General features: G+C 65.4%; 27 protein-coding genes. 12 read left to right on the forward strand and 15 right to left on the reverse strand.

Annotated features, from left to right (window positions below; genetic code table 11):
* The first annotated feature begins 16 nt into the window (after nucleotides 1–16).
* Nucleotides 17–295, forward strand: a complete 279-nt coding sequence (locus N539_RS0112750) for a hypothetical protein (RefSeq protein WP_028970573.1) — start codon at nucleotides 17–19, stop codon at nucleotides 293–295.
* Here the strand turns inward: N539_RS0112750 and N539_RS17035 are convergent.
* Genes N539_RS17035 through N539_RS0112765 form a run of 3 tightly spaced genes read right to left on the reverse strand, consistent with a single transcriptional unit; the run spans nucleotide 292 to nucleotide 3,565 of the window.
* On the reverse strand, nucleotides 292–2,130 hold the full coding sequence (locus N539_RS17035) for a DUF885 domain-containing protein (RefSeq protein WP_037552777.1): 1,839 nt from the start codon (nucleotides 2,128–2,130) through the stop codon (nucleotides 292–294). The genes N539_RS0112750 and N539_RS17035 overlap by 4 nt on opposite strands.
* Nucleotides 2,131–2,141: 11 nt before the next feature.
* A complete protein-coding gene (locus N539_RS0112760) occupies nucleotides 2,142–2,597 on the reverse strand; it encodes an NfeD family protein (RefSeq protein ID WP_028970574.1) in 456 nt (151 codons plus the stop codon).
* Nucleotides 2,594–3,565 carry an SPFH domain-containing protein gene (locus tag N539_RS0112765; RefSeq protein ID WP_197018421.1) on the reverse strand — a complete coding sequence of 324 codons (972 nt, stop codon included), beginning with the start codon at nucleotides 3,563–3,565 and terminating at the stop codon, nucleotides 2,594–2,596. Before N539_RS0112765 ends, N539_RS0112760 begins: the two co-directional genes overlap by 4 nt.
* Before the next feature lie 71 nt (nucleotides 3,566–3,636).
* On the opposite strand from N539_RS0112765, the gene N539_RS0112770 reads away from it, so the two are divergent.
* The 4 genes from N539_RS0112770 to N539_RS0112785 are packed head-to-tail and all read left to right on the forward strand — an operon-like array spanning nucleotide 3,637 to nucleotide 7,658.
* Entirely contained in the window at nucleotides 3,637–4,440 is an 804-nt protein-coding gene (locus N539_RS0112770) for an HpcH/HpaI aldolase/citrate lyase family protein (protein WP_028970576.1), read from the forward strand.
* Nucleotides 4,441–4,480: 40 nt separating this feature from the next.
* A complete protein-coding gene (gene guaB, locus N539_RS0112775) occupies nucleotides 4,481–5,953 on the forward strand; it encodes an IMP dehydrogenase (RefSeq protein ID WP_028970577.1) in 1,473 nt (490 codons plus the stop codon).
* A 3-nt stretch (nucleotides 5,954–5,956) separates the two neighbouring features.
* Nucleotides 5,957–7,132, forward strand: coding sequence for an RsmB/NOP family class I SAM-dependent RNA methyltransferase (locus N539_RS0112780; protein ID WP_028970578.1), 1,176 nt, complete (start codon nucleotides 5,957–5,959; stop codon nucleotides 7,130–7,132).
* A 28-nt stretch (nucleotides 7,133–7,160) separates the two neighbouring features.
* Nucleotides 7,161–7,658, forward strand: a complete 498-nt coding sequence (locus N539_RS0112785; protein ID WP_028970579.1) for a tetratricopeptide repeat protein — start codon at nucleotides 7,161–7,163, stop codon at nucleotides 7,656–7,658.
* Here N539_RS0112785 and rsmA read toward each other — a convergent pair.
* The 4 genes from rsmA to N539_RS0112805 form a co-directional block, all read right to left on the reverse strand.
* Nucleotides 7,655–8,473 (reverse strand): 16S rRNA (adenine(1518)-N(6)/adenine(1519)-N(6))-dimethyltransferase RsmA, encoded by an 819-nt coding sequence (rsmA, locus tag N539_RS0112790; RefSeq protein ID WP_028970580.1) that lies wholly within the window; start codon nucleotides 8,471–8,473, stop codon nucleotides 7,655–7,657. The two genes, N539_RS0112785 and rsmA, sit on opposite strands and share 4 nt — an antisense overlap.
* Complete coding sequence (gene pdxA, locus N539_RS0112795; RefSeq protein ID WP_028970581.1) at nucleotides 8,470–9,474, reverse strand: 4-hydroxythreonine-4-phosphate dehydrogenase PdxA; 1,005 nt, start codon at nucleotides 9,472–9,474, stop codon at nucleotides 8,470–8,472. Before pdxA ends, rsmA begins: the two co-directional genes overlap by 4 nt.
* A gap of 27 nt (nucleotides 9,475–9,501) precedes the next feature.
* A complete protein-coding gene (locus N539_RS0112800) occupies nucleotides 9,502–10,803 on the reverse strand; it encodes a peptidylprolyl isomerase (protein WP_051531794.1) in 1,302 nt (433 codons plus the stop codon).
* Nucleotides 10,804–10,934: 131 nt separating this feature from the next.
* Nucleotides 10,935–13,148: an LPS-assembly protein LptD gene (locus N539_RS0112805; protein WP_028970583.1), complete on the reverse strand. Its 2,214-nt coding sequence runs from the start codon at nucleotides 13,146–13,148 to the stop codon at nucleotides 10,935–10,937.
* A gap of 151 nt (nucleotides 13,149–13,299) precedes the next feature.
* Between N539_RS0112805 and N539_RS0112810 the strand changes: the two genes are divergently transcribed.
* The 3 genes from N539_RS0112810 (at nucleotide 13,300) to ndk (ending at nucleotide 15,717) form a co-directional block, all read left to right on the forward strand.
* Nucleotides 13,300–14,772 carry a leucyl aminopeptidase gene (locus tag N539_RS0112810; RefSeq protein ID WP_028970584.1) on the forward strand — a complete coding sequence of 491 codons (1,473 nt, stop codon included), beginning with the start codon at nucleotides 13,300–13,302 and terminating at the stop codon, nucleotides 14,770–14,772.
* Nucleotides 14,773–14,778: 6 nt separating this feature from the next.
* Nucleotides 14,779–15,216: a DNA polymerase III subunit chi gene (locus N539_RS0112815; RefSeq protein WP_028970585.1), complete on the forward strand. Its 438-nt coding sequence runs from the start codon at nucleotides 14,779–14,781 to the stop codon at nucleotides 15,214–15,216.
* Between the two features lie 78 nt (nucleotides 15,217–15,294).
* A complete protein-coding gene (gene ndk / locus N539_RS0112820; RefSeq protein WP_028970586.1) occupies nucleotides 15,295–15,717 on the forward strand; it encodes a nucleoside-diphosphate kinase in 423 nt (140 codons plus the stop codon).
* Here ndk and N539_RS0112825 read toward each other — a convergent pair whose 3' ends face one another.
* Genes N539_RS0112825 through purM form a run of 4 tightly spaced genes read right to left on the reverse strand, consistent with a single transcriptional unit; the run spans nucleotide 15,718 to nucleotide 18,206 of the window.
* Nucleotides 15,718–16,212 (reverse strand): hypothetical protein, encoded by a 495-nt coding sequence (locus tag N539_RS0112825; protein WP_028970587.1) that lies wholly within the window; start codon nucleotides 16,210–16,212, stop codon nucleotides 15,718–15,720. It abuts the gene before it with no gap.
* Nucleotides 16,209–16,565: an MmcQ/YjbR family DNA-binding protein gene (locus N539_RS0112830; protein ID WP_028970588.1), complete on the reverse strand. Its 357-nt coding sequence runs from the start codon at nucleotides 16,563–16,565 to the stop codon at nucleotides 16,209–16,211. Before N539_RS0112830 ends, N539_RS0112825 begins: the two co-directional genes overlap by 4 nt.
* Entirely contained in the window at nucleotides 16,562–17,122 is a 561-nt protein-coding gene (gene purN / locus N539_RS0112835; protein ID WP_028970589.1) for a phosphoribosylglycinamide formyltransferase, read from the reverse strand. Before purN ends, N539_RS0112830 begins: the two co-directional genes overlap by 4 nt.
* A complete protein-coding gene (purM, locus tag N539_RS0112840; RefSeq protein WP_028970590.1) occupies nucleotides 17,115–18,206 on the reverse strand; it encodes a phosphoribosylformylglycinamidine cyclo-ligase in 1,092 nt (363 codons plus the stop codon). Before purM ends, purN begins: the two co-directional genes overlap by 8 nt.
* A 65-nt stretch (nucleotides 18,207–18,271) precedes the next feature.
* Between purM and N539_RS17040 the strand changes: the two genes are divergently transcribed.
* Nucleotides 18,272–19,558: a hypothetical protein gene (locus tag N539_RS17040; RefSeq protein WP_051531795.1), complete on the forward strand. Its 1,287-nt coding sequence runs from the start codon at nucleotides 18,272–18,274 to the stop codon at nucleotides 19,556–19,558.
* Nucleotides 19,555–20,178, forward strand: a complete 624-nt coding sequence (locus N539_RS0112850; RefSeq protein WP_028970591.1) for an HdaA/DnaA family protein — start codon at nucleotides 19,555–19,557, stop codon at nucleotides 20,176–20,178. The genes N539_RS17040 and N539_RS0112850 overlap by 4 nt, the downstream gene beginning before the upstream one ends.
* Here the strand turns inward: N539_RS0112850 and N539_RS0112855 are convergent.
* From N539_RS0112855 to rnd, 3 genes are read right to left on the reverse strand one after another with little or no spacing between them, the layout of a single operon-like run.
* Nucleotides 20,175–20,468: an I78 family peptidase inhibitor gene (locus N539_RS0112855; RefSeq protein ID WP_037552778.1), complete on the reverse strand. Its 294-nt coding sequence runs from the start codon at nucleotides 20,466–20,468 to the stop codon at nucleotides 20,175–20,177. The two genes, N539_RS0112850 and N539_RS0112855, sit on opposite strands and share 4 nt — an antisense overlap.
* A 20-nt stretch (nucleotides 20,469–20,488) precedes the next feature.
* Nucleotides 20,489–20,785 carry an I78 family peptidase inhibitor gene (locus tag N539_RS17955; RefSeq protein ID WP_028970593.1) on the reverse strand — a complete coding sequence of 99 codons (297 nt, stop codon included), beginning with the start codon at nucleotides 20,783–20,785 and terminating at the stop codon, nucleotides 20,489–20,491.
* Complete coding sequence (gene rnd, locus N539_RS0112865) at nucleotides 20,778–21,962, reverse strand: ribonuclease D (protein ID WP_028970594.1); 1,185 nt, start codon at nucleotides 21,960–21,962, stop codon at nucleotides 20,778–20,780. Before rnd ends, N539_RS17955 begins: the two co-directional genes overlap by 8 nt.
* A gap of 110 nt (nucleotides 21,963–22,072) precedes the next feature.
* On the opposite strand from rnd, the gene aspS reads away from it, so the two are divergent.
* The gene (aspS, locus tag N539_RS0112870; RefSeq protein ID WP_028970595.1) at nucleotides 22,073–23,848 is read left to right on the forward strand and encodes an aspartate--tRNA ligase; all 1,776 of its coding nucleotides are present in this window, start codon (nucleotides 22,073–22,075) and stop codon (nucleotides 23,846–23,848) included.
* Nucleotides 23,849–23,955: 107 nt separating this feature from the next.
* Nucleotides 23,956–24,702: a hypothetical protein gene (locus N539_RS17050; RefSeq protein ID WP_037552779.1), complete on the forward strand. Its 747-nt coding sequence runs from the start codon at nucleotides 23,956–23,958 to the stop codon at nucleotides 24,700–24,702.
* Here the strand turns inward: N539_RS17050 and greB are convergent.
* A complete protein-coding gene (gene greB / locus N539_RS0112880; protein WP_028970596.1) occupies nucleotides 24,699–25,184 on the reverse strand; it encodes a transcription elongation factor GreB in 486 nt (161 codons plus the stop codon). The two genes, N539_RS17050 and greB, sit on opposite strands and share 4 nt — an antisense overlap.
* Nucleotides 25,185–25,188: the final 4 nt, after the last annotated feature.

A 25,188-nucleotide genomic window follows, 5' to 3' on the forward strand; every position in this document is an offset into this window, starting at 1 on the left:
CTGGATGGAGAGCAAGATGGGCATTCTTGACGGTTTACTGGGCCAATTTGGCGAATCCGACGTAGCGAACCTGGGCGCCAAGCTTGGGCTATCTACGGAGCATGTCGAAATGGCGGTGAAGGCGTTCGACACGGCGGAAGGCGCCGCGGCAGAGACCGGACTTCCGGTCGACAAGCTCAAGGAGATCATCGGTCAAATCGGCGGCGAGGGTTCCCTCGGCCAGTATGCATCGATGCTCCAGGGCGGCAATCTCGGCGACATTGCTTCCAACCTGCTCGGGGACCGGAAGGGCTAGGCGTTCCTGGTTCGCGCGACGTAGTCGCCGACGTTCTTGGCGAGCACGTCCATCGGGACATTGCCGCCAAGCACGACCGCATCGTCGAAATATCTCAGGTCGAACTTCGGGCCGAGCGCGGCCTTGGCCTTGTCACGCTCGCGGACGATGGTCGTGTGGCCGACCTTGTAGCCGCAGGCCTGACCCGGCCATGAGCAATAGCGGTCGACCTCGCTCGCTACCTCGCCAGGATTGGAGCCGTTGATGTCGACGAAATAGTCGACGCCCTGCTGCCGGCTCCAGCGCTTGGCGTGGAGCCCGGTGTCGACCACCAGCCGGGCAGCGCGGAAGGCGAGGGACTGGAGATAGCCGAGCCGGGCCTCGGGGAAGTCGTCATAAACCCCCAGCTCGTCGACCAGCTGCTCGGCGTAGAGCGCCCAGCCCTCGGAATATGCGTTGAACGCCAGCTGGGTGCGGATCAGCGGAAGCTTGTGCGCATATTCTCCCTGCCACACGTGACCAGGAATAGCCTCGTGCGCGGCCAAGTCGGGCAGATCGTATTTGCGATGCAGGTCGGTGGTCAACAGGTTGATCCAGAACTTGCCGGGGATCTTGCCGTCGATCGAGCCGGCACCGCCATAGGCGCCGGGCGCGCCGGGCTCTTCCGCGGGCGGGAGGCGGCGAACCTCGAGATTGCCTTTGACCATCGTATGGAAGGCGCGCGGCAGTTGCGCGCGAATGAGTTTCAGGCGCTCCTGGATGAAGGCCATGATCTCGGCGCGTCCCTTGTCGCCCTCCGAAAATTTGTAGCGCGGGTCCTTGGCCAGCTGCTTCATCCGCTCGCCGACTGAGCCGCTAGTGTAACCTGCCGCCCGCAGGATCGGGTCCATCCGGCCGTGCAGGTCGGCGACCTGCTGAAGGCCCATCTGATGAACCTCTTCGGGCGACATGGTCGTGGTCGTCGAGGCCTTGAGCGCCCAGCGGTAATAATCGTCCCCGTGCGGGCGCGCCCACATTCCGGGGTCGCCCTTCGCAAGTGCGCGCTGGACTTTCAGCTCGCCTACCTGGCGCTTGAGGGCCGGAAGCACCTGCTGCTGAGCGATCGCGCGCGCCTTCGCGGCCCAATCGCCGGGAATCTTCTTTTCGCGGGTCCGGCGTTCGATTGATTCGACCAGGCCGCCGCCCGAAGCGGTGTCCTTGATCGTCGTCGCCATCGCCGTCAGCGCCTTGTCGAGCAGGAAGTCCGGCGGAATCAGCCCCGCGCTGCGGGCCGAGCGCATCCGATCAAGCTCGCCATCGAGCTGAATGGGATAGGCCTGAAGCCGGGCGAGATACGCGTCGGCGTCGTCCCTGGTCTCGATCGGATGCTCGGCGTCGAGGAAGCGGGGAATGTCAAGATAGGCCCCGACGTTCTGAATGACGACGTAGGGCGTATTGCGCCATCCGCCGACCGCGACGTCGCCGTAGGGCTGCGCAAATCCTTCCAGCGCGGTTGTGTACGCGCTTCGCACGACCTCGACGCTGGTGCGGACCGGGAACGACAGTGCCGAGACGTCAAAGGCCTCGGCGCGGGCGAGATCCTGCTTCAACAGGTCTGCAACGCGTTGCCGGCCCGCGGCGGAGCGATCTTCGAGCTGCGAGCGAAGTGCCGCGCGCCCGCCGGTGTCCACTCCCAGCGTCGTGGCGCCGCTCGGCGACAGGCGTAGGAGATTCTCGCCGATCGAATCGAGCAGCTTACCGGCATCTGCGTCCGATGCAGCTGAGCCCGCGCGACGGCAGGAAACGAGCGGCAGCGCCGCGGCCGAGGCCGCTAGCGCCGCAACGGCCTCGCGGCGGGTGAAAGTCAGGTTGGGCAAGGGATTCTCCCTCAGGATTGAGACAGTGCCCGCTCGGCTTCCACGGTCAGGCAATTGCCTTCGACGCCTGTGATGCGCACGCGAGTCCCGGCTTCGGCCGGGCCGCCGCGCGCGCTCCACTCGCCGTCGCCGACACGAACACGGCCGCCATGCTCATCGACGGCGGTGACCACCGTCACCACTTTTCCGACAAGCCGCGCTGCCCGGTCGTTAAGCAGCGGGTCGATGCTGTCCAAACTGCGGTTGGCGTAGAAACGACGGCCGATCATTACCGCAAGCAATGCATAGAGCGCGAACAAGGCGAGCTGCGGTACGGCGCCAAGGTCGAACAGCAATGTGAACAGCCCGGTCGCGACCGCGGCGGCGCCGATGAACACGAGGAAAAAGCCCGGCGCGATGATCTCGGCAATCAGCAACACGACGCCGCCGATCAGCCACAGCCAGCCGGGATCGATGCTCTCGATCATTTGGTTTCCGGAACGCCGCTACCCTTGACCTTGGGCGCGGCGATCGGCCGGGGTACGCTATCGCCGAACGCCTCGCGAGCAAGCTCACCGATCCCGCCGAGCGTTCCCATGAGCTGCGTCGCTTCGACTGGGAACAGGATCGTTTTCGAGTTGGGCGAAGTCGCGAACTTGCCTAAGGCTTCGACATATTTCTGGGCGATGAAATAATTGATCGCCTGGCTGCTTCCGCCCTCGATCGCGTCGCTGACCGATTTGGTCGCATTGGCCTCCGCCATGGCGGAGCGCTCGCGCGCTTCGGCGTCGCGGAAGGCGGCTTCCTTCTGTCCTTCGGCCTGAAGGATCCGCGCCTGCTTTTCGCCCTCGGCACGCAGGATCTCGGACTGGCGCATGCCTTCGGATTCGAGAATCGACGCGCGCTTCTCGCGTTCGGCCTTCATCTGCCGCGTCATCGCGTTGACGATATCCTGGGGCGGACGAATGTCCTTCAATTCGACGCGGGTGATCTTGACGCCCCACGGTTCCGTCGCATGGTCGACGACGGCGAGCAGCCGGGCGTTGATCTCGTCGCGTTTGGACAGGGTCTCGTCGAGGTCCATCGAACCCATCACGGTTCTCAAATTGGTCGTCGAGAGTGCCATGAGCGCGCTGTAGAGGTCGCTCACTTCGTACGCTGCTTTGGCAGCATCGATGACCTGGAAGAAGACGACGCCGTCGACCGCGACCATCGCATTGTCCTTGGTGATGATCTCCTGGCCCGGGATGTCGACCACCTGCTCCATCATGTTGATCTTGCGGCCAACGCGATAGACGAATGGAGTCACGAGATTGAGGCCCGGCTCGGCGACGCGGACGAAACGCCCGAACCGCTCGATCGTATAGCGGTAGCCCTGGCTCACGATCTTGACACTCATCATCACGATCAACAGCACCAGGACCGCGATTGCAGTCATGAAAGTCGTCAGCAGCATGTCTCTTCCCCGATGTCCCTCTTTCAAGGCATGATGCGACGGTGACGAGCCGAGCGGAAGGGAAAAGCGACTTGAGCGGCGATTTGTTCGGCGTGCGGTCGGTCCTGTTCCTGCCCGCCTCCAATCCGCGGGCGATCGCAAAAGCGCGCGAGGCCGGCGCCGACCTTGTCGTGCTCGATCTCGAAGATGCGGTGAAGCCGCAGGACAAAGCGGCCGCTCGCGATGCCGCGATCCAGGCTGTCGACACACAGTGGCCGATGCCGGTCGCGATTCGGGTCAATTCCGTCGGCAGCGAATGGCATGCGCTCGATCTCGATGCCGTGGCGCAGTCGCGGGCGCGCTATGTGGTCGTGCCGCGTGCGGAGTCGGGCGAGCTCGTCGGCAGCGTTGCCACAACGGTCGGAAAGCCGGTTCTGGCTATGATTGAGACCGCGGCAGGCGTGCTTGCGGCCGGCGAGGTCGCGCGGGAGAGCGTGGCGCTGATCGCCGGGACCAACGACCTTCGCGCCGACCTCCGGCTGCCGCTCGACGCAACGCGTGACCCGATTTCCGCCGCGCTCCAGTGGATCGTGCTGGCGGCGCGGGCTGCCGGAGTGGCCGTGTTCGACGGGGTATTCAACGGTCTCGACGATCCCGATGGGTTCGCAAGGGAAGCCGCCGAGGGGCGCCGGCTCGGCTTCGACGGCAAGAGCCTGATCCACCCGAACCAGATCGAGCTGTGCCATCATGCGTTCGCGCCGACGGTCGCCGACATCACGCGTGCACGGTCGCTGGTGGAGGCGTTCAGTGGCGGCGCCGAGCGCTTCGGCGACGAGATGATCGAGCGCATGCATGTCGAAGCCGCGCAGCGCGTGCTGGCCCGGGCACGGACGTAGCGCCCCTTGGCGAATCGCGCTTGCTCTGTCATGGGCCGATATGGCCCAACCCAATTCAGCTTCTGACATTCCCCTCGGTCTGACGTTCGACGACGTCCTGCTTCAGCCGCTCGAATCCTCCGTTCTCCCGAGCCAAGCTGACACCAGCACACAACTGACGCGCGGGATTCCGCTCAACATCCCAATCCTCTCCTCGGCGATGGACACGGTGACCGAGGCCGACATGGCCATCGCGCTTGCCCAGCTTGGCGGGATCGGCGTGCTCCACCGCAACCTCAACGTCGACGAGCAGGCGGCCGCGGTGCGCCTGGTCAAAAGGTTCGAGAGCGGCATGGTGGTCAATCCGATCACCATGACCCCCGAGCAGACGCTGGCCGAGGCGCTCGAGCTGATGAAGATCAACCGCATCAGCGGAATCCCGATCGTCGAGAAATCCGGCAAGCTCGCGGGCATCCTCACCAACCGTGACGTCCGCTTCGCCGAAAACCCGAAACAGAAGGTCAGCGAGCTGATGACGCGGGAGAATCTGGCAACGGTCCCGGTCGGCACCACCGAGACGGACGCCCGCCGGATTCTTCATCAACGGCGGATCGAGAAATTGCTGGTCGTCGACAAGGACGATCATTGCGTCGGGCTGATCACCGTCAAGGACATCGAGAAGTCGGTCGCGGCGCCGCTCGCGACCAAGGATGCGGAGGGGCGGCTGCGCGTTGCCGCGGCGACGACGGTCGGCGATTCCGGCTTCGCCCGCTCCGAGGCGCTGATCGACGCGGGCTGCGATTGCATCGTCATCGATACCGCGCATGGTCACAACATCGACGTGGCCCGCTCGGTCGAGCGGGTGAAGAAAGTATCCAATTCCGTACAGGTGATTGCCGGCAACGTCGCCACTGCGGACGCGGCGAAGGCCTTGGCGGATGCCGGGGCGGACGCGATCAAGGTCGGCATCGGCCCGGGCTCGATCTGCACGACGCGGATCGTCGCCGGCGTCGGCGTGCCGCAACTGACCGCAGTGATGGAGGCGGCGAGGGCGGCGAATGGCGTTCCCGTCATCGCCGACGGCGGCATCCGAACCAGCGGCGACATCGCCAAGGCGCTCGCCGCCGGCGCGTCGGCCGTGATGGTTGGCTCGCTCCTTGCCGGTACCGCCGAAGCGCCTGGCGAAATCTTTCTTTATCAGGGCCGCAGCTACAAATCCTATCGCGGGATGGGGTCGGTGGGGGCAATGGCGCGTGGGTCGGCGGACCGCTATTTCCAGCAGGACATCCGCGATCATTTGAAGCTCGTTCCCGAGGGCATCGAGGGCCAGGTGCCGTTCAAGGGCCCGGTGCGCGACATCATCCACCAGCTCGTGGGGGGAGTGAAGGCGGCGATGGGCTATACCGGATCGAACACCATCCCCGAGCTGCAAAAGCGAGCGAAGTTCGTTCGGATCACCAACGCCGGCTTGAGCGAAAGCCATGTGCACGACGTCGCCATCACGCGAGAGGCGCCCAACTATCCGACGCGGTGACCCATGACGCCACCCGCGCGCCTGCAGGCCGCGATCGAAATCCTCGATGAGGTGGTTGACGCGGCGCGCGAGGATGGGCCGCCGGCCGACCTGATTGTCAGCCGGTATTTCAAGCAACGGCGTTACGCGGGCTCGGGCGACCGGCGCGCGGTGCGCGAGCTCGTGTTTCGCGCGATCCGGCGCGCGGCCGAGAGGCCTGATAGCGGGCGGGCAGCCATTGTCGGGCTTGCGAATGACGATACCGACCTGCGGGCGCTGTTCGGCGAGCCGCGTGGCCCCGAGCCGATTACCGATGGCGACGTCGGGGCGGGAGCCGGCATCGTCCCCATGTGGGTCGTGTCGGAGCTTTCGCCGTTAGTTGGCGCAGGCGAATGGCCTGCGCTCCTCGAACGCGCGCCGCTCGACCTGCGCGTCAATGCCGCGCACGCCGCCCCCGACGACGTGCTTGCGCAATTCCCAAGTGCCACCCCGACCCCGCACAGCCCGTGGGGCATTCGGCTGGCGTCCGACAGCCGGGTCGACGATCATCCCGTCTATCAGCAGGGGCTGGTCGAGGTGCAGGACGAGGGCAGCCAGCTGATCGCGCTTGCCTGCGGAGCGCAGGATGGCGAGCAGATCCTCGACCTCTGCGCGGGCGCCGGTGGCAAGTCGCTGGCCCTGGTTGCGGCCGCGCCGGGCGCGCACATCCTCGCGACCGACAGCAATCGCGCGCGCCTGTCCAAACTTCCGGCGCGGGCCGAGCGTGCGGGTGCCCGGATCGAGACGCGCTTGCTCAGCCCGCCGAACGAGCTCGCGGAACTGCCCGACTGGCAGGCGAAGGCCGACCTGGTCGTGATCGACGCGCCCTGTTCGGGCAGCGGGACATGGCGGCGCAATCCCGAAGGACGCTGGCGGTTGACCCCCGAGCGCCTGGAGCGCGTGATCGCTGTCCAGGAGCGGTTGCTCGACATTGGCGCCGAGCTGGTCCAGCCGGGCGGGCGGCTCGTCTACGCGGTCTGCTCATTGCTGTCCCGCGAAGGGGCAGGCCAGATCGAACGCTTCCTCGCGCGCCATTCATCGTGGATTAGTGAAGCAACGCCCATTGCCGCGGGGCGTTTGGATGGTGCCGGCCGGCTGTTGACTCCTGGCCACGATGGCACCGACGGCTTTTTCGTCGCGCGGCTCGGTCGCCCGTGCTAGGCGGCGAGACGAGAGAAGTGGAGAAACTATGCGTTCCTTGCCCCGCCTTTTGCTGATCGGTTTCGCCGGCCTTGCGCTTGCGGCGCCCGTCATGGGCCAGCGCACCGATGATCAGATTCAGCCGCGCTCGGTCGAGCTTCAGCGGCAGGGCAAGAGCCTGCTCGCCACGGGCAAGTTCGAGCAGGCCGAGGATGCCCTGGAAACCGCGCTGGCAGTCGATCCGCGCAATCGCGGCGCATTTGTCGACCTTGCCCGAGTAGCCGAGAAGCAGCACCTCTACGGCAAGGCCATTCGCATGACGAACAAGGCCTTGGCGCTCGAGCCCAACGACCCGGACGCAATCGCCGTCCAGGGCGAGGCGATGGTCGAGCTGGGCGCGACCGCTCGCGCTCAGGCGAACCTCCAGAAGCTGCAGACGATTTGCGCAAAGGGTGGCTGCCCGCAGGTCGCGCAATTGTCGACCGCGATCACGCGCGGGCCTAGCGTCGCCTCGGCGACGGCTCCGCAGGTGCCGAAAAAGAACTAGCTCAGGGCGCGCGCCAGCTCGACGAACTCGGCCACGGTGAGCGTCTCTGCGCGTCGTCGGACATCAATCCCCATCGCTTCCGCCGCGTCGAGCGCACCCGGAAATTGCTTAAGGCTTGATCGCAGCATCTTGCGGCGCTGGCCGAAGGCCGCTTCGGTGAGCCGCTTCATCACCTTCGGGTCGACGCCGGGCGGCTGGTCCGCGGGCTCAAAATGGACGACGGCCGAGGCGACCTTGGGCGGCGGGACGAAGGCAGAACGGCTGAGGCGCATGGCGATGCGCGGAGTGGAACGCCATTGGGCGGCGACCGACAAGCGGCCGTAGGCATCGCTATCGGATGCCGCGACGATCCGGTCGGCCACCTCCTGCTGGAACATCAACGTCAGTGACGACCACCACGGGGGCCATTCTCCGCTCAGCCAATCGAGCAGGAGCGCGGTGCCGACATTGTAGGGCAGGTTCGCAACAACGTGCGCGCCCGCGCCGGCGATTTCGCGTTCATCGACCTTCAGCGCATCGCCTTCGATCACCGTGAGGCGGGTCGGGAAGTCCCGGCGCAGCTCGTCGAGCGCGGGAAGGCAGCGCCGGTCGCGCTCCACCGCCACCACATTCGCGCCGGCATCGAGCAAGGCTCGGGTTAGCCCGCCAGGACCGGGGCCAACTTCGTACACTTTCTGGCCTTCAAGCGAACCTGGAATGGCCGCGATCCGCGCCAGCAGCTGCCGGTCGAGGATGAAATTCTGGCCGAGTGCCTTGCTCGCGCTAAGCCCGTGGCGGGCGATGATCTCGCGAAGCGGTTCGGGCGAGCTGCTCAAGCCGCTTCGGCACGCAGTGCGGCGGACTGTGCTGCCATGCGGATCGCCGCTGCCATCGGACGGGGGTCGGCGCGATCCTGCCCGGCAATATCGAACGCAGTGCCATGATCGGGGGCGGTGCGGACGATCGGCAGGCCCAGCGTGACGTTGACCGCTTCCTCGAAGTGGAGCGCCTTAATCGGGATCAGCGCCTGGTCATGGTACATGCACAACGCCGCGTCGTAATTGGCCCGCGCGCGGACATGAAACATCGTGTCAGCGGGGTGAGGCCCGCTGACGCGCCAGCCCTCCGCCGCGAGCGCCGCGATGGCGGGCTCGATAATCTCGATCTCTTCGCGGCCGAGCTGGCCGGATTCCCCTGAGTGGGGATTGAGGCCCGAGATGGCGAGCCTCGGATCGGCAATGCCGAAATTTCGCTGGAGCCCGCGCAGCGCGGCCCGCCCACGCGATTCAATCAGCGCCGCCGAGAGAAACCGGGGCACGTCGGCCAAGGCGACGTGGGTCGTTACCGGCACGGTGCGCAGCGTGGGCCCAGCGAGCATCATGACCACGTTGCCCGGCGCAATTCCGCAGCGCTCCGCGACGAACTCGGTCTGTCCCGGATGCTGGAAGCCGATCGCGTAGAGCTGCTCCTTGGCCACGGGGCCGGTGACGACCGCGGCGGCTGAACCCGAGCGGGCAAGGCCGACTGCCAGCTCGAGCGAATCGAGCGAGCAATGGGCGCCGGCGACGCTCGGATGGCCGGGAACGTCTTCGTCGGCGGACGGAAGCTGGATCAGCGGAAGCGCGTAATCGAACGCGGAATCGGCCTGGCGGGGATCGTCGACGACCTCGATCGGCCCGTCCCATACGGCGGCGATCGATCGTCCATCGCCGATCGCGACGAACGGCGGCAGCCCGAATTCGGCGCGGCTGTCCCAGCATTTGGCGATCACTTCCGGACCGATACCGGCAGGGTCGCCGAGCGAGACCGCAAGCGGAAAGTCGGGGACGGAAGACACGGCCGCCGCCTTAAAGGAATTTCGCGATTAGCGGAATTCGATCACCGCGTCGCGGCGAAGGTCGCGCAGATAGCGGCGCGCGCGGGTGTTCACGCGCTCATCGTTGAGCTGGTTGTAGACCTGATCATAGCTCGGCTGATCGGGGTCGACTTCATCCCGGCCGCAAATCACGAGGACGCGGACGCCGTCCTCCAGGTTGCCGTACGGCAAAGTGGCCTGGCCGACCTGCATCGGCACCATCATGTTCTGGAGGGTCGAGGGAAGGTCGCGCAACTTGGTGCCGTCGCTCTGCACGATCTCGGCATGGAAATCCGCGGCGAGCTTGTCCGCCGCGCCGCAGCCCGCGACATTCCGCGCGGCTTCGGCGAAGCGGGAAACGATCGGCTCCGCCTGGGCCCGGCTCGTGCCCTTGGGAAAGACGATCGAAACCTGCTTGAGCGTGAGGACGTCGTCGCGCGGATCGTGAGTTAGCAGGCGCCGTGTGTCCTGCACCGCGATGATCGATACTCCGCCCGAATTCGGGATCGGATTGCTGATCGTTCCCGGGGCCATGCCGCGAAGGACCGTGGCGATGGAATCGGGCAGCTGTTCGGGACGCATCCAGCCGAGGTCGCCGCCGACCGCCGCCGACGACGATTGCGAATATTGCCGAGCGTATCCCGCGAACGATGCGCCGTTCTTCAGCTGGTCGAGAATCTTGTTGGCGTTGTCCATCGTCTGCGCCTCCTCTCCTGGGGGAGAGGGCAGGAAGATTTCGCCGACACGGAATTCCTGAGTGCCCTTCGCCGCGGTCATCTTGTCGATGACGGCCTTGACCTCGTCGTCGCCGATGGTGACCTCGATCTTGCGCTGCTGCAGCCGTTGCCAGGCAATTTCCCCCTGGATCTGACGGCGGATCGTCCTGATCGACGAGCCCCCGTTCTCGAGGTACGCGGCGAATTGCTCCGGTGTTTGCTTCACACCGCCTGCGACCCGGGCGATGGTGCGATCGATATCCGCCGTCTTGACGTCGATCTTCTCGGTCTTCGCCGCCTGAATCTCCAGCGACTCGTCGATAAGGTTGCGGAGGATTTGCTGACGCAGGCGATCGATCTCCTCGGCCGGGATCTGGGCGCCCTGTGAAATGGCGAGCAGGGCGAGCCGCTGGTCGACGTCGGTCTGAGTGATGACGTCGCCGTTGACGATTGCGGTCGCCTTGATCACCGACGGCATCTGAGTGCCGAAGACCTGAGCGTTTTCCGGCAGGTTGAGAAACTTCGAGCTATTTGGCGCCGGGGTGGGGGACGGCGGGCCGGCCTGCTGCGCGATCGCTGTAGTGGCGATGGCCATAGCCCCCAAGGCAGCGGCGCCAAGCGCGCGCGTGGAAATCATTCGAAAAACTACTGCCACGTCTTGATTTTCCCTTATTCCCCAACCCAATATGTCGATTGCCGCTTTATCCCGACCTGCTGAACGCAGCCTTAGCGGCCTAGCCCTTTTAATGACACGTGAAGGGCGAAGGTACTTCCCTTGCGGAACGTCCCGATGCGCTCATAGTCGCGGCGCCACGTCAGGCCAAGCTCCAGACAATCGTCCTCGTAAAGAAAGCCGAGCCGGTGCCGCACGGGAGTGAATCCGTCGGCGATCGATAGCGGGTCCTCTTTCTGATCGGTGAGATCGAGCACGGTGGCGCCAAAGATGGACCAATAGCGCCGGAACTTCACCCGGCCCGCCAGGCGCAACTCTTCCTTGTCGCGCAAATCCTCGATGGTCGGGTCGATGTTGCGATCGAGGCGCAGGTAGCCGACCTGGACATAGGTCTGGTCGGTTCCGACCGTGAGATCGAGCTCGCTTCGGCGGAGCGCCAGGTTGTTCTTGTCGAGCCGGAAGCGATGAGTGAGGTCGATCAGCCGGCCGTAGCGGATGCGGGTCCTGCCGACGATGTCCGACAGCTGATCGGTGAGCCCCGTGCCTTCGGGAAAGATGCCCGGCCGGCTGACGATTCGATAGCTTTGGCCGATGTTGCTGGTGACCGACAGGTTCGGCCGATCGAGCGACCAGTCGACGCCATAGGTGATCCGCGACCCGTCTTCCCAGCGGTCGTAGCCGGGGAAGCGGTTGAGCGCGAAAAGATTGCTGTCCTCGAGGTCGATCGCGCGGGCGTCCTCGTTCGGAATGTCGAGGTTTGGGGTCGCCGGCGTCAGCACCAGCTGCACGCGCGGGACGAGGCGCTGGGTGCCGCCGAAGGCGCTGCCCACGAACGGCCATTTCACGTCCGCGGCCAGCGCGCCGATCGCGCGCGTATGCCAGCCATCCTCGCCGCGATAGACGGCGACGGTCGTGTCGGCGGCATCGTCGGTGTGGTAGACATCGCCGCGTCCGTAGGCCGTCAGCGTCACCTCCTGGCCGAGGGCAGTCAGGAAGCGCCGGTCCCATCGCGCGCTAAGGAACGCGCGCTGGGTATCCTGGCCTTCGATACGGATGATGGACAGGCTGTTGCCCTGCAACTCGACCTTGCCGCCGGCGATGTCCTCCAGCCGGAATCGTGCGTCGATCGCCGGAAGCGCGATCGGGATCTGCTTCTGGACATCGTCGACGCGCAAGCCTTCGAACGCCCAACCGGCGATGCTGACGTAGGAGTCGACATCGATCCGCTCGACATTGACGAAATTGCGGAGCCGGTCGTCGTAGGTGATGTCGTAGCGCTGGGTCACCGTCTTGTCGGTGGCAACCCGGACCGAGCTGGTGATGCTCCATACCGGGCTCAGCTGGAACTTGCCGTTGCCTTCGACATAAGCGCGCAAATCATGCCGGTTGCCGGTCGAAGTGGCGGTGGGGTCGGGGTCGTCGATCTTGCCGTAGGTCAGGAAACCTCCGAGCTGGAACGCCCCCACCGAATTCAGCGCGCGATACTTGGCCTCGATTCCCGGGAGCACGCCGGTGTAGACGTGCGGTGTGACCGTCAGGTCGCGGTTGGGGCCAAGCTGCCAATGGTACGGCAGCGCGACCTCCAGCCCCTTACGCGTGGAAAGGCTGATGTCGGGCACGAGCCAGCCCGACGCCCCCGCCGTATCGGTATTGATGCTGAAGATCGGCAGCAGCGGCAGCTCGATCCCGAACAGCCGGAACCGCCCGCCCTGAAAGCGGACCTTGTGATGGGCGGGATCATCGATGACTCGGACCGCGGTGATCGCCCAGCTTGGATTCTTGGGGCAGCCGGTCGCGGTCGTCACCGGGCATGGCGAATAGATCGCGTTCTCTAGGGTCGTGGTCTCGCCCGACCGAACACCACGGGTGGCGGCGATGCGGCCGCCGCTGTCGAGCACGACCAACAGATTCTGGATCGTGCCGTCCCGCAGCGTGTCGGTGAGGACGACATCGGCGCCGACGAGCTTGTCGCCCTGGGGCGTGACCATAACCACATCGCCATTGGCCCGAACCTCACCGGTCTCGCGGTTCCAGGTCACTTGCTCGGCCGCAAGATAATTGCCGTCGCGGGACATCCTCACCTGGCCGCTGGCGGTGACGATGTCGGCGTCGCTGTCGTAGCTGACCTGATCGGCGCTGAATTCGATGATCTGATCGGGAGTCGCCGGGGCGGGCGGTGTCGCTGCCGCGGGTTCCTGGGCCCAGGCCGCAGTTGGCACCGCGATCAGGAAGGGCAGGGATGTCCACCAGGCGAATGATCTTCGCAACGCTGCCCGTCCCAACTCGCCTTGATGCCTGCTTGGCTCCGCCTATCGCACCTGAAAAGCGCGCCGACAATCGTCCAGCGCGCGACTTTGCCAAGGCCGCGCTTGCATCCTAAAGGAGCCGCAACATTTCGCGTTGCGAGGAATATCCAAAATGCAGATTCGTTTCGCCGACGCGCGGCCCGAGGGCGACTATGCGCTGGTTCTGCCGGTCGCCGGCAAGGACCGCTCCGCGCTCAACGCGCTCGGCGCGGCGCAGCCGTCGGTGGTAGCAGCCCTCGAACGCCAGCGTTTCGACGGTGAAGCCGCGAGCGCGGCGGAGCTGTTCATTGATGACCACGGCACGTCCCGGCGCCTGCTCGTTGTCGGTACGGGAAACGGATCCGACCAGCACGATATTGCCGAGAAGCTTGGCGGCACCGCGGTCGGGCGACTGCTGACCTCGGGCGAGGCCAAGGCGGTGGTCGACGTCACGGGCCTTGGGCTCGATGCGGACAGCGCGGCCCGGGTGGGTCTCGCGGCGGCGCTTCGGGCCTGGCGCTACGATCGCTACCGCACCAAGCTCAAGGACAAGCAAAAGCCGACTCTGAACGAGGTTATCGTGGTCGGTGGCGGGGAGGCCGCGGGCCAGCATTACATGGATCGCTGGGCACCGGTTTACGAAGGCGTCTCCCTGACTCGCGAGCTCGTCACCGAGCCGGCCAACATCATCTATCCCGAGAGCTTCGTCGAACGCGTCCAAGCCTCGCTGAAAGGATCCGGCGTCGACATCGAGGTACTTAACCGGGCGGCGATGGAGAAGCTCGGCATGGGCGCCTTGCTTGGCGTCGCCCAAGGTTCGGTACGCGAGGCGCGTCTTCTCATCCTGAAGTGGAACGGGGGCGGCGAAGGCGGTCAGCCGGTCGCCTTCGTTGGCAAGGGCGTGACCTTCGACACCGGCGGCATCTCGATCAAGCCGGCCGCCGGCATGGAAGCGATGAAGTGGGACATGGGCGGCGCCGGTGCGGTCGTCGGGGCGATGAAGGCGCTTGCGCTGCGCAAGGCCAAGGCCAACATCGTCGGTATCTGCGGACTGGTTGAGAACATGCCCGGCGGGAATGCCCAGCGCCCGGGCGACGTCGTTACGACGATGTCGGGCCAGACTGTCGAAGTTATCAACACCGATGCGGAGGGCCGGCTCGTGCTCGCCGATGCGATCACCTACGTCCAACGCAACTTCAAGCCTTCGACGATCATCGACCTCGCGACGCTGACCGGTGCGATCCTCATCAGCCTCGGCCACGAATGGGCCGGCCTGTTCTCCAACACCGATGAACTGGCAGAGAAGCTGCAGCAGGCCGGCGCGGATTCGGGGGACAAATTGTGGCGCATGCCGCTTGCCGAGCCGTTCGACCGGCTGATCGATTCGCCAATCGCCGACATGAAAAATGTCGGCCCTCGCGAGGGCGGTTCGATCACCGCGGCGCAGTTCATCCAGCGCTTCGTCGAGAATGGGGTGAAATGGGCGCACATCGATATGGCCGGCAAGGCCTGGTCCGATAAGCCGAGCGCCACCTACGACAAGGGCGCGACCGGCTACGGCGTTCGCCTGCTCGACGAATATGTCGCCGAGGTGCTGGAGGCTTAAGGAGCGGTGCAGGTCGATTTCTACCAGCTAGGCGGAAGTCCCGCCGATCAGGTCATCGCGAGCCTCGCGGAAAAAGTCATCGCCGCCGACGGCAGGCTGTTGGTGGTCGCGTCCGATGAGGCGTTCCTGACCCGGCTCGACCGCATGTTGTGGGACCACGGCCCGACCAGCTTCTTGCCCCACGGCCTTGCCGGCGGCGCCGATGACTCCCGCCAGCCGATCCTGCTGTCGCAGAGCCCCGATGCGCCCAACCTCGCCCGCAACATGCTGATCGCCGATGGCGAGTGGCGGGATGCCGCGCTTGCCTACGACCGCAGTTTCTATTTGTTCGGCGCGGACACGCTCGACGCGGCCCGGCTGGCGTGGAAGCTGCTGGCCGGCAGGGATGGGGTGGAGCGCCGCTACTGGGCGCAGGTCGAGGGACGCTGGAAGCAGCAGGCCTGAGGGTTGCAGCGCTTGGTCCGCGCGGCTAGGCGCAGCGGCCAATTCCCCATTCACCCAAATACAGGAGACCGCCCGGTCATGGCCGTGACGCGCACCTTTTCGATCATCAAGCCCGATGCGACTCGCCGCAACATCACCGGCGCCGTCACCAAGATGCTGGAGGAAGCGGGCCTCCGCGTCGTCGCGTCCAAGCGCATCCACATGACCCGCGATCAGGCCGAAGGCTTTTACGCGGTCCACAGCGAGCGGCCGTTCTACAACGATTTGTGTGCCTTCATGACGTCAGGGCCGGTGGTGGTTCAAGTCCTCGAGGGCGACAATGCGGTGCAGCGCAACCGCGACGTGATGGGCGCTACCAATCCGGCCGACGCGGCCGAGGGGACGATCCGCAAGGCCTTCGCCGAGTCGATCGAGGCGAATTCGGTCCACGGCTCGGACAGCGACGAGAATGCGAAAATCGAGATCGACTTCTTCTTCAGCCAGTCCGAAATCGTCGGCTAGTCAGCGGCCAAAGCCGGTCAGCCGCAAGGAGCGGCCGCCGAACAAGCCTCCGCCCTCCCAGCGGTAGCGCAGCACGTAGCTGCCGCCGCCGCGCCGGTCCTTGCCCATTTCGACGTAACGGGCATCGATCCGGACCGGCAGGCTGTGCGCGCCCTTTGCGTCGTCCTTGTCGCCGATCGCCGATTCGACGGAACCGGCGTCCAATCTGCCGTCACTCCCGAGCTCGATCGGGCTTGCGCCCTTGATCGTCAATGTCAGCGATTCGAGGGCATGGCTCTGCTCGATCGGCTCGATGACCAGCGCGCGGCCCTCATCCTGGACGGTTCCGCGAAGAGTCAGCGGGATCGCCTGGCGCTGCTCGACGACTCGCGTCGGCTTGTCCTCGCTGCTGCTCTTCCACGCGATCCACACGCCGACCGCCGAGACAGCCAGCGCGGCGATTGCGATCAGCTCACCCAGGTTGATCAAGCGGCGGTGGGCCTGGTCGTCGGTCATCGGCCGCCTGCTTCGAGCAATCGTCGCGGCGCCGCAAGCTCCCAGCTCGCCGCGATGCGGTCGGCGACACGGTCCCAGTCGACGCCATTACCGACGAGATTGATCGAGATCCAGCTCGGCAGGTACGCGGGCTTCGAATAAGTGGCGGGATCGGCCTCGATCAGCATGGACTGCTCGTCGAAGCTGCTGACCCGGACGCAGACGACGGTCTTCGCGTCGCCGTGATGATTGTCGCGGAACTGCGCGAACTGCTTGCCGGCGACGAAAAAGGTCGGCTGGCCGTGCGATAGCCGCTCTTCCGTCTCGGGGAGATCGAGCGCGGCCTGCCGCACTTGGTTCAAGGCTTCGGTCATTTGTGGACGAACTCGCCCAGCACTTTGGGGTAAAGTTGATGTTCGGCGGCGAGCACTCGTTGTTCAAGGCTTTCGGGAGTGTCATCGGGCTCGATCGGTACTTCCGCGCTGCCGAGCACCTCGCCCGCGTCAAGCTCCTCGGTGACGAGGTGGACCGAGCAGCCGCTGACCGCGTCCCCCGCCGAAAGCGCGCGCACATGGGTATCGAGGCCCTGGTATTTGGGCAGCAGTGACGGGTGAATGTTGACGATCCGCCCACGCCACTGATCGACAAACCAGGGCGAGAGGATGCGCATAAAGCCGGCGAGGGCGATCGTCCCGACCTGGTGGTCGTGGAGCGCGGCACTGAGAAGCCGGTCGAACTCCTGCTTGTCCACGCCTTTGCCGTCCAATGCCCAAGTCGGCAGGCCGGCGGCGCGTGCCCATTCGAGACCGGGCGCGAGCGGCTTGTTGGATGCGACTAGCACGACCTCATAGCCCTGAGCCTGTTCGACCAGCGCCTTCATATTGCTGCCGCGACCCGAGATCAGGATCGCCACTCGACCCGGATCACGCATTGTGGGTCGCGGACCAATCCTCGGTCGAGTTCCAGGTTCCCGCCTTGCCCTGAACGGTGCAGCCGCGCGGCCCGGCTTCTATGCGACCGATACGCTGAGCAGCTCCGGTGAACAGGTATTGATCGCTCAGCAACTCGTCCGCGTTGTCCTCGCTCACGATGACGGCCATCCCAATGCCGCAGTTGAAGGTCCGGGCCAGCTCCTCCGGGGCCACGTTTCCGCCCTCCTGCAGAAGCGCGAAGATCGCGGGCAGATCCCACAGTCCGGTATCTACGACAGCATGGCAATTTTCAGGCAAAACTCTTGGAATATTCTCAAGAAGTCCGCCACCGGTGATATGTGCAAGACCTTTGATCTGGCCCTTTTGGATCGCCGGGAGAAGCTGGCGAACGTAGATGCGCGTCGGTTCAAGCAGCATCTCGCCAAGAGTTTTTCCGCCCTCGGACGGAAGCGGCTCCTCGAGATTCCAGCTATGCTCGGCAATGATCCGCCGGACCAGCGAGAAGCCGTTGCTGTGGACCCCCGAGCTGGCAAGTCCAAGGATCAGGTCGCCGGGAGCGATGTTCGCTCCCGTCAGCACCTGGTCCCGCTCGACCGCGCCGACGCAGAAGCCGGCGAGGTCGTAATCGCCCGGCGCGTACATGCCGGGCATTTCCGCGGTTTCGCCGCCGATAAGCGCACAGCCGGCCTGGCGGCAGCCTTCGGCGATCGAGGCGACCACTGCCGCGGCCACTTCATTGCCGAGTTTCCCGGTCGCGTAATAGTCGAGGAAGAACAGCGGCTCGGCGCCTTGAACGATGAGGTCGTTGGCGCACATAGCAACAAGGTCGATGCCGACACCTTCGTGCCGCCCGGTCTCGATCGCCAGCTTGAGCTTGGTCCCGACCCCATCGTTGGCGGCAACCAGCAGCGGATCGCTGTAGCCGGCCGCCTTGAGGTCGAAAATGCCGCCGAAACCCCCAAGCTCGGCGGTCGCGCCAGGTCGGGCGGTCGAACGGGCAAGGGGGCCGATCGTCTTGACCAGCGCGTTTCCGGCATCGATCGAGACGCCGGCGTCGGCATAAGTCAGGGGCTTTTGGCTCATCGCGAGCCGCCAGTAGAGACAAGCTGCTTGGATTTCCACGCCGTTGTCGCCAAAAGGCGCCGCGAATGCTGCGCCGCCGCTTTGCCATCCCTTTATTGCTGCTGGTCGCCATCTCCGGGCTGTCGGCGCTTGTCTACGCGCAGCTCGAAGGTGGCGACCGCGGGATCTCGCCGATCGACAGTTCGGGCACGCTCGAGATCACGGGCATCCATGTCGACGTTGGCGGCACCGATCCGCAGGCGACCCGCTACGCGGGCTGGCGCATCGCCCAGCGCCAGGGATTCAAGGCGCTGTGGGCGAAGATGCACCATGCGCCGATCGGCCAGGCGCCGAACTTGCCCGACGGCACGCTCGACCAGATCGTCAGCTCGATCAACGTCGAGCACGAGCTGATCGGGCCCAACCGCTATATCGCCGATCTCGGGATACTGTTCGATCGCGCGCGTGCCGCACCGTTCCTCGGAGTCGAAGGAGGCGAGGTTCGGCGGTCGGTACCGATGCTGCTGATTCCGGTGACGATCACCGCCGGGACCGCGACCAGCGTCGAGCTGCGCAACGCCTGGCAGCGCGCCTGGGCCCAGTTCCGCACGTCGCAGAGCCCGATCGATTATGTCCGGGTGAGCGGCCTTGGAGTCGACCCGATGCTGGTCAACGCGGCGCAGGTTTGGCGTCCCGGCCGAGGTTGGTGGCGCAACATCATCGACCTCTATGGCGCTGCCGACATCCTGGTCGCCGAGGTCCAGCTGCAACGGCTTTATCCCGGGGGTCCGGCGCGCGGGCGGTTCATCGCCCGCCACGGTCCCGATGGTGAAATTGTCGGTGGCTTCACCTTGACCGCCCGCAACAGCGATCAGATCCCGGCGATGATGGCGCAGGGCGCGGAGCGCATGGACGAGTTGTTCGGCCAGGCGCTTGCCGCCGGCCGGCTCAATCGCGACGAATCGCTCAACCTGCCGCCGCCGCCGCTGATCGAACTGCCGCCGACCGAGGTGTCGGCCGCGCCGGTCAACCTCGCCAACGCATTCCAGGTGCAGGTCACCGGCAAGAACGTAAATTTCTACAATTTCGCGATGGCGCACCTGCGCACGCTGCCCGGCGTTGAATCGGCGAGCCCGCAGCAGATCAACCCTGGCGGCACCAGCTACATCCTGGTCAAGTTCAAAGGCGACATCTCCCAATTGGCGGGAGCGCTTGGCGCTCGCGGATGGGTGGTCGAAGTCGCTGGCACCGTAGTTCGCCTCCGGTCCGATTCCGACAAGCCGCCGGCGATGCCGCCGTCGCCCACGCAGCCCGCGCCCGCACCTCAGCCGGTGCCACCGGCGCAACCGGCGGCGAAGACCGGGGACGAATGAAGCCCGGCCCCGACCAGATCGCGCTCCCGCTCGACTGGCCGCACAGCGAGGGTGACGCGCGCTTCATCGTGTCCGACGCGAATCGCCAGGCGTTCGAACATTTTCGGCAATGGAGCTTGTGGCCGGTCAAGGCGACGATCCTCACCGGTCCGCGGCGGTCGGGAAGGACGCTGCTCGCGCGCAGCTTCGTCGAACGCGTCGGCGGGCGGCTGTTCGACGACGCCGAGCAGCGCAACGAGGAGGAGCTGTTCCACGCCTGGAATCAGGCGCAGGACATTGGCCGGCCGTTGATCATGATCGCGGACGAAGTGCCGCCCGCCTGGACGCCGCGTCTGCCCGACCTCCAGACCAGGCTGGCGGTTACTCCGGTCGTTCGTATCGAGCTCCCCGACGATGTCCTGTTCGGCGCGCTGATCCAGCTGTTCTTCGCGGACCGCGGGCTGCATATTCCGCCGGACGCCTTGCGCTTCATGGTCGAGCGCCTGCATCGCGATTACTGGACCGCCGAGCGCGCCGTCGAAGCGGTCGACCGGTTCGCAATCGCCGAGCGCGCGCGATTGTCGCTGCCCACCATCCGTCGAGCCCTGATGGAAGCGAAGATGATCGGCGAAGCCGCCTAGCCGCAGCGGATCTTGGTAATCTTGTTAGCCTCGTCGAGCCAGATCGTGACCCGGTCCGCGCGATAATCCATGGTGAGCATCACATTGGGCGGCGCCCAGCGAATGACCGCGGCATGAGTCGCGGCGAGGATTGCCTTGCCGACGGCGTCACTTCGCACCTCGCCGAAGTGACTGTCGGCCGCGCCTTCGACGCAAGTGTGACCCGGGGTTTGGCCATGCACGACCGGCTGCGCAGGCGCCGTCGAGCAGGCAACGAGCAGGGCCGGTGCGATGAGGACGATCTTACGCATTTGAAAATCTCCCGCGCTTTTTAGCCGCAGGTCATCGATACCACACGGTTCTCGGCGTTAAGCTGAACGGTCAGGCGATGCGCACTGTGATCCATCGTCACGGCTTGCCCCGCGGCCACCCAGCGCAGCTTCGGCGCTCGTGCCGCGGTCATCAACCTGGCGGCGAGCGCGACCGACGCGGGCTGTCCGACGAAGGAGTTGAGGATCGCGCTCGGTTCGCACTTCGAACCTGGCGGAACCTGGTCGATCCCGACCTTGAGATTCTGGGTGGCTGCGCAAGCGATCAGAGCGATGGGCGCAAGTACGAGCTTATGCATCGACACTCTCCGGCTCGGCCACTCGGCTCATCTTGAGCTTGCCGTTCTCGATCGCGAAGGCGAGGCGGCCCTCGACCAGATCGAGCGCGTCCTTGCCGAATTGCTCGTAGCGCCAGCCCGACAGCATATTGAGGCCCTTGCGGACGCCTGCCGCCAGAGCCTCGAGGTCGTCCGACCGCGCAATCAGCTTGGCGGCGACGCCGCTTTCCTTGGCGCGGATCTTGAGCAGCAGCTTGAGGAGGTCGCTGACGAGGACGGCGTCCTTGGTGAGGCCAGGGCGTTTCGGGTCCCGCTCAGGCATTTCTTCAGGATCGAGCGGCTTGACGTTGGCCAGCGCGGCCACCAGCCGCGCGCCGATATCGTTGTTCCGCCATCCCGCCGACAGCCCGCGCACTCGGCCAAGGTCGTCCTGGGTCTTTGGCGGATGGAGCACAATCTCGGCCAGAGTGTCGTCCTTGATGATCCGGCCGCGCGGCAGGTTCTTCGATCGCGCCTCGGTCTCGCGCCACGCCGCGAGCGCCTTCAGGCGGCCGAGCACCGCGGGGTTGCGGCTCGGAAGCTTGAGCCGCTTCCACGCGTCCTCCGGCGGAAAGGCGAAGCTCGAGGGATCGGCGAGGCGTTCCATCTCTTCGTCCAGCCAGGCTCCGCGCCCGGTCTTGCGGAGCTTCTCCACCATGCGCGGGAACACGGTCGCAAGATGGGTGACGTCAGCAATGGCATAATCGATCTGGCGCTTGTCCAGCGGTCGGCGGCCCCAGTCCGTGAAGCGCGCGCCTTTATCGAGGCTGTGCCCGAGCAGGCTCTCGATGAGATTCGAATAGCCGATCTGCTCACCATGGCCGAGCGCCATCGCGGCGATCTGGGTATCGAACAACGGGCTGGGGGCTTTTCCCGTCAGATTGTGGATAATCTCGAGGTCCTGTCCCCCGGCGTGGAAGACCTTGAGGACGTCTTCGTTCTCGACGAACAGCGACAGCAGGGGCTTGAGGTCGAGATCAGCCTTGGGATCGATCGCCGCCGCTTCATCGACGCTCGCGACCTGGATCAGGCACAGGTCGGGCCAATAAGTATTCTCGCGCATGAACTCGGTGTCCACGGCGATGAATGGATGCTTCGAGAGGCGATCGACCAGGGCCTGGAGGTCGTCCGAACGGGTGATCAAAGGATGGATACGCATGAGTCCTCATGGCCAATAGCCGCGCCCTCGCGGGTTGACAAAAAGCTTTCCCCCATTGAAGCGCGGCCCGCGTTTTCCGCCATCATCGTTCGAACGAGAACCGTTTCCAAATGCACGCCTATCGCACCCATAGTTGCGCCGAGTTGCGCGTCACCAATGTCGGTGAAACCGTCCGGCTGTCCGGCTGGGTCCACCGCAAGCGCGATCACGGCCATTTGCTGTTCGTCGATCTTCGCGACCATTTTGGAATCACCCAGATCGTCGCCGATACGGATTCGCCCGCGTTCAAGATCCTCGATCGGCTGCGTGTCGAATCGGTCGTGACGGTCGAAGGCGCGGTCGTCGCTCGCTCGGCCGAGACGATCAACGCCAATCTCGGAACTGGCGAGATCGAGGTCCGCGCCGGGCCGGTGACGGTCCAGTCGGAAGCTGCCGAGCTTCCGATGCCGGTTGCAACCGAAGCCGACTATCCGGAGGAGATCCGCCTCAAGTACCGCTATCTCGACCTCCGCCGCGAGCAGGTTCACACCAACATCATGCTGCGCTCGGCAGTCATCGCCTCGATCCGCGGGCGCATGATCGACCAGGGTTTTACGGAGTTCCAGACGCCGATCCTGACCGCGAGCAGCCCGGAAGGCGCGCGCGACTATCTGGTCCCGAGCCGCGTCCACCCGGGCAAGTTCTACGCACTTCCGCAGGCGCCGCAGATGTTCAAGCAGCTGATCATGGTCGCCGGCTTCGACCGTTATTTCCAGATCGCCCCCTGCTTTCGCGACGAGGACGCCCGCGCCGACCGGTCGCCCGGCGAATTCTACCAGCTCGACTTCGAGATGAGCTTCGTCACCCAGGATGACGTGTTCGCTGCGATCGAACCGGTGTTGTCGGGTGTGTTCGAGGAGTTCGCCGACGGAAAGAGCGTGACTCCCGCGGGCGAATATCTGCGCATTCCCTACAAGGAAGCGCTGCTCAAGTACGGCAGCGACAAGCCCGACCTGCGCAATCCACTGCTGATCAGCGATGTCGGCGAGCATTTCAAAGGCTCGGGCTTCGGGCTGTTTGCCGGCCTCGTCGAAAAGGGCGCCGTCGTTCGCGCTATCCCGGCGCCGGGCACCGCCGAGAAGAGCCGCAAGTTCTTCGACGACATGAACGAATGGGCGCGCGGCGAAGGCTTCGCCGGCCTCGGCTATGCGACGCGCAAAGGCGGCGAGTGGGGTGGGCCGATCGCCAAGAACCATGGCGAGGAGGGCATGAAGCGTCTCGCCGACGAGATGGGCCTCGGCCCGGACGACGGAATATTCTTCGCCGCCGGGAAGGGAGAAGAGGCCGCCAAGCTGGCGGGTGCTGCGCGCACGCGTGTCGCCGAGCAGCTCGACCTAATCGAGAAAGGCGCGTTCCGCTTCTGCTGGATCGTCGACTTCCCGATGTTCGAATATAACGACGATCAGAAGAAGGTCGATTTCAGCCACAATCCGTTCTCGATGCCGCAGGGCGGGATGGAAGCGCTGGAGAGCAAGGACCCACTCGACATCCTCGCCTGGCAATATGACATCGTCTGCAACGGCGTGGAGCTGAGCTCCGGCGCGATCCGCAACCATCGTCCCGACATCATGTACAAAGCCTTCGAGATCGCCGGCTACACGCGTCAGGAAGTCGACACCAACTTCGCGGGCATGATCAACGCGTTCAAGTTCGGCGCGCCTCCCCACGGCGGCTCGGCGCCCGGCATCGACCGGATCGTCATGCTGCTCGCCGACGAGCCCAACATCCGCGAGGTGATCCTCTTCCCGATGAACCAGAAGGCCGAGGATCTGATGATGAACGCGCCTTCGGAAGTCTATCCCAACCAGATCAAGGAGCTGAACATCCGGATCGTCGAGCCGAGCTGACGCCGGTCGTGGCCGACCGGCCACGGTTGCGTGCCAAATCGGGACGGGTCGCTCGATCCGTTTCGACGTCAATTGTGGACCAATCGCCGCGCGGCTACTCTGCAGCGATGGCCGAAACCGGATCAGATTGGCTGCAAGCCGCGGGCGGGGAGCCGTTCCATTCGACGCTTGCGGCGCTGTGCGATCAGCTTGGGGAGCTGCAGTTGCCGCAGGTCGCGCACGGCCGCCGCGCGATCATCATTTTCGAGGGACCCGACGGCGCCGGAAAGAAGCACGCGCTGAAGCAGCTCGCCGCGGCCTTCGACCCCTGCCACGTGCGGATTTGCCCGATTCATCATGACCGGCGGGAGTCGGCCGAGGGTCATTGGCTGGCGCCCTTTTGGCGGCAGCTGCCGAGCGCCGGCGACACGACCGTCTTCTATCGCAGCTGGTACCGGCGGGTGCTCGACGATCGCCTTCAGGGGCGGATCAGCGACAAGGCGGCGGCTCGCGCCTTCGACGAGATCAACGAGTTCGAGGCGCAGCAGCGCGACTATGGGACGCTGATCGTCAAATTGTTCTTCGAGATTACCGCGGACGTCCAGGAGCGCCGCCTCGCCGAGCGCGCGGGCAACATGTGGTGGCCGGTCATCCGCCGCGACGAGCCGGTTCGCGTTGCCGACGAAGGCTATGCGAAAGCCGTCGCCGAACTCTTCGCCAACACCGACACCCGCTGGTCGCCGTGGCGGAAGATCGATGGCAGCGACGAGCGTTCGGCCGGGCTCGCCGCGCTTACGACGATCGCGGACGTGTGGGCCGAGACCATGCCGGCGGAGCCGCCGCACATCGTGGGAGCTCCGAACCGCGCCGCCTAATCCGGATAGCGGATCGCCATCACTTCATAGCTTTTCTCGCCGGCGGGCAGGTGCACGATCCGCTCCTCGCCCACTTTCGCGCCGACCAAAGCGCGAGCCAGCGGCGCGCTCCAGCCGATCTTGCCGGAGCCCGCATCGGTTTCATCGTCGCCGACGATCGTCAGCGTGCGCCGATCGTTGTCCTCATCCGCCAGCTCGACCGTTGCGCCGAAGCGAACCTGGTCGCGCGCCTGCTGGGCGGCGGGGTCGACGACCTTGGCCGCCTTCATGATCCGCGACAGATAAGTGAGCCGACGGTCGATCTCGCGGAGCCGCTTCTTGCCATAGAGGTAATCGGCATTTTCGGACCGATCCCCGAGCGAAGCGGCCCACGAGACGACTTCGACGATCTTCGGCCGCTCGATGCCGAACAACTCCTCATATTCGGCGCGCAGGCGCGCGAACCCTTCGGGCGTGATGAAGCGCGGTGGGGAATCGGCCATGAGG

The organism is Sphingomonas sp. URHD0057 (assembly GCF_000620665.1).
Classification (GTDB): Bacteria; Pseudomonadota; Alphaproteobacteria; order Sphingomonadales; family Sphingomonadaceae; genus Sphingomicrobium.